Origin of the sequence: Cupriavidus sp. HPC(L) (assembly GCF_000307735.3) — a bacterium.
Lineage (GTDB): Bacteria > Pseudomonadota > Gammaproteobacteria > Burkholderiales > Burkholderiaceae > Cupriavidus.
Genome location: NZ_AMPR02000352.1, coordinates 1 through 1,720 on the forward strand (window position 1 = coordinate 1; position 1,720 = coordinate 1,720).

Annotated in this window: 2 protein-coding genes; both read left to right on the forward strand. The window is 73.0% G+C overall.

Annotation, left to right across the window (positions count from 1 at the left end; translation table 11 throughout):
• Positions 1-855: PelD GGDEF domain-containing protein (locus B551_RS17645; protein ID WP_023264670.1), on the forward strand; the 855-nt coding region annotated here is incomplete at its 5' end.
• On the forward strand, positions 848-1,720 hold an 873-nt coding region (locus B551_RS17650), incomplete at its 3' end, for a hypothetical protein (protein ID WP_157072021.1). The genes B551_RS17645 and B551_RS17650, both read left to right, overlap by 8 nt.

Here is a 1,720-nt window from a genome sequence, read left to right on the forward strand (position 1 = left end):
ATGCGCCGCGAGCGTGCGCCGACCCCGTCGCTGACCGCTGCCGCACCGATGCTGCAGCTGGCCGCGCAGGCGTGCCAGCTCGAAGCCGCCGCGCTGTATCGCTGCGACGGCGAGCGCGTGCTGCCCGAAGCCGTGGCGACCGTCGGGCCCGGCTGCCGGCTCGATGACCGCGATCCGCTGCTGCGCCGCTGCCTGCAAACCCGGCAGCTGGCGCATCGCCGCAGCGACGGTGGCGACGGCGTGCCGAGCCGCTATCTGGCGGTGGCGCCGGTATTGTCCGGCCCCGACCGGCTGCTCGGCGTGCTGGTGGTCGAACGGATGCCGTTCCTCGCGCTGCATCACGACAATCTCGCGCTGCTGCTGGCGCTGCTCGGCTACTACGCCGACGGCGTCGAGCACGCCGCGGCGGCGCGCGCGGTCGAAGATGCGCTGCCCGACTGCCCGCACGATTTCGCGCTCGACTATGCGCGGCTGGCAAGGCTGCGGCGCGACGCGGGCATTCCCAGCACGGTGATCGCGCTGGCCTTCGGCACCGACGAGCACAGCGCGGACTGGTTCGAGCAAACCGTACGCAGCCATCGCGCGCTGGACCTGGCGTGGCCGCGGGAGGGCGGTGCGCAGCGCGTGCTGATGACGCTGATGCCGCTGGCCGATACCGAGGCCGCTACCGGCTATCTGCTGCGGATCGAGCGGATGCTGCAGGCGCAGTTCGGCATCGATTTCGAACGGGGACGGATCGGCGTCCATACGCTGCCGGTGCCGGCCGATGGCGATCCCGAGCCGCTGCGGCGCCTGCTGGGACGCTGTGGCGGCGGTTCGGCAGATGGCCGGCCGGGGAGCGGCCACGATGCTTGAGGTCCCGCTCGTTCTCGCCGGCGTCACGGTGCAGGCAGCCGCGCTGGCGGCGCTGCTGCATGGCGACGGCACTGCCGGCGCGCTGCTGGCGTACCTGGCCATGCAGGCGCTGGCCGCCGCGCTGCTGGCGATGCCGCTGCGGCGATTGCTGTCGCGGCGCGTGCGTGTGCCGTCGGGCGCGACGCTGGTGTATCTGTTTGCCGCGGGCGCCTTCGTTCCGCTCGGCGGCGTGCTGGTTGCGCTGTTTGCCGTGCTGCCTTCGATGCTGGTCGGCATGGCACCGTCTGCCTGGCGGCCCCGCGCCCTCGCGACGCAGCGGGTGGCGCTGGTGTCGCTGCCGGACTTTGCGTCGGGTCCAATGTCGTGCATTGCGCCGCGGACCGACGGCAACGATCGTTCGGCCGTTGCCGCGCGCCGGCCAGCATCCGCGAGCGCCGATGCCGGTGCAGCGGAAGCGCATCGCCTGAGCGCGCTGGCCGCACTGCAAGCGATGCCCGCCCGCAGCGTCAGTCCGCTGCTGCGCGCGTTGCTCGACGACGACGTCGAGGACGTCAGGCTGCTCGCCTACGGCATGCTCGATGCGGCCGAGCAGCGGCTGACGCGCCGGATCCTGCAGGCGCAGGACCGCCTGCATGCGCTGGCCGACGGCGATGCGGCCGGTCGCGCCGCCACGCACGAACAGCTGGCGCAATTGCACTGGGAACTGGTCTATCAGAACCTGGTGCAGGGCGACGTGCGCAGCCACACGCTGGCGCAGGCCGACCTGCACGCCGAGGCCGCGCTGCGGGCGCTGTCGGAAGCGCCGGGCGCGACGACGCTGTACGTACCGGCAGCCGATGGCTCCGGCGTGGCAAGCCCCGTGGCG